Raw genomic sequence first — 1,301 nt, 5'->3', positions numbered from 1 at the left:
CTGCATTTGTGGCTTGATGGTTTGGCGCATGAGTGAGACAACAGCCTGTCAGTGGAAATCTTCAATGATTAAGTTAGGTCACAGACTGCTGTTTTCAAGGGCTGATGGGTTTTCGGACAAGCACTATATAGAGCCTAACGCTGCATTAAGGTGCTGCACGCGCTTGCTATACTTTGAGCGAAGCGAAAACAGCAAGCGTGGGCAGTCACTCTTAAATGCTTTGTTAGAATTTAACTATTGTTGTATGGCTGTTCATAAACATTAGCTGTTCAACAACCCTAAGAGCTGAAACCTTATACCTCACTGAATTTTCGAAAGAATTATGTATCGGTTGAAAAGCGAGATCTTTTGACACACGCTCGCACAAATTTAAATATTCCCAATACAAATCTGGTTTCTCAATTATGTACTTGTAAGACTTACCGAGCAAAAAATGACATACCCTGCTATCCCAAATTGCATAAACATCTGGGTTAACGAAGTGGAGAAGTTTTGACACACCAACAAGAGAATTATTTATTAGTGACTTCAATGCAAGAAGCTCATCGGTTGAAATGCGCTCAGCCAATTTAGCCTTATTTAAAATATTTAAAGCACCTTCAAAATTATTTGCCTTAAAGTTCATAATCGTTGGCATCCAGCCATACGTCAGGTTGGCTCCAATCATTAACTCTTGTTCAGTTAGTTCACTTTTATCAGCAAAGTATTGAACAAAATAACGATAAGACTTGTGATATGTATACTCGGGATTTTCAGCTTCTAAAGAGCTAGAGAATTTTAATATGTCTGTAATTTCGATTTGCTTCATTTTGTTAATGTACTTCATAACTTCACCAAAAATTCTAACGCCGCCTTCAGCAGCGCCGCCGCAGGCGGCGTCTGCTGGAAGGCTTTGGTACGCCCGGCATGGGCATGAACTGATGGGGTGAAAGTCCCCTGTGGGAGAACCTACATCTGACTGGCGGTAAAGACGCCTGCTGATGACAACCACTAGCTTAAGGCAAGTGCAGTCTCGCGAGAGGCTGTGCGGAGGCAGTCTGAGTGCAAAGGTGCGAGCCGACGTACAGAAACCGCATACAAGGCTGAGTCTCTGGGCGAGTGAGCCAAAGATTACGAAGCCCTCAGGTTCGTGAGACACGGTAAATGCGGCGGTTGTGCACTGAAAGTTCATGCTCTTATCCGGGGAGATCTGTCCAACATGCGATTGGTAATTCCCAGTTCTCAGCCACTGGTTACAACAGGCTCGGCGAACAGGTCTCATCATCCTGTTCGAGCAAACCCGATGGCAACCAATAGCGCCA

At 44.2% G+C, this 1,301-nt stretch carries 1 protein-coding gene; it reads right to left on the bottom strand.

Annotation, left to right across the window (positions count from 1 at the left end; all coding sequences use genetic code 11):
* Positions 1–223 precede the first annotated feature (223 nt).
* Complete coding sequence (locus tag J7438_RS25520; RefSeq protein ID WP_209278850.1) at positions 224–991, bottom strand: hypothetical protein; 768 nt, start codon at positions 989–991, stop codon at positions 224–226.
* Between the last annotated feature and the right edge of the window lie 310 nt (positions 992–1,301).

This window comes from Thalassotalea sp. G20_0, from assembly GCF_017744175.1.
GTDB lineage: Bacteria > Pseudomonadota > Gammaproteobacteria > Pseudomonadales > Endozoicomonadaceae > Endozoicomonas.
Note: the sequence above shows the minus strand (reverse complement) of the source record. Positions and strands in the feature narration are given on the sequence as shown.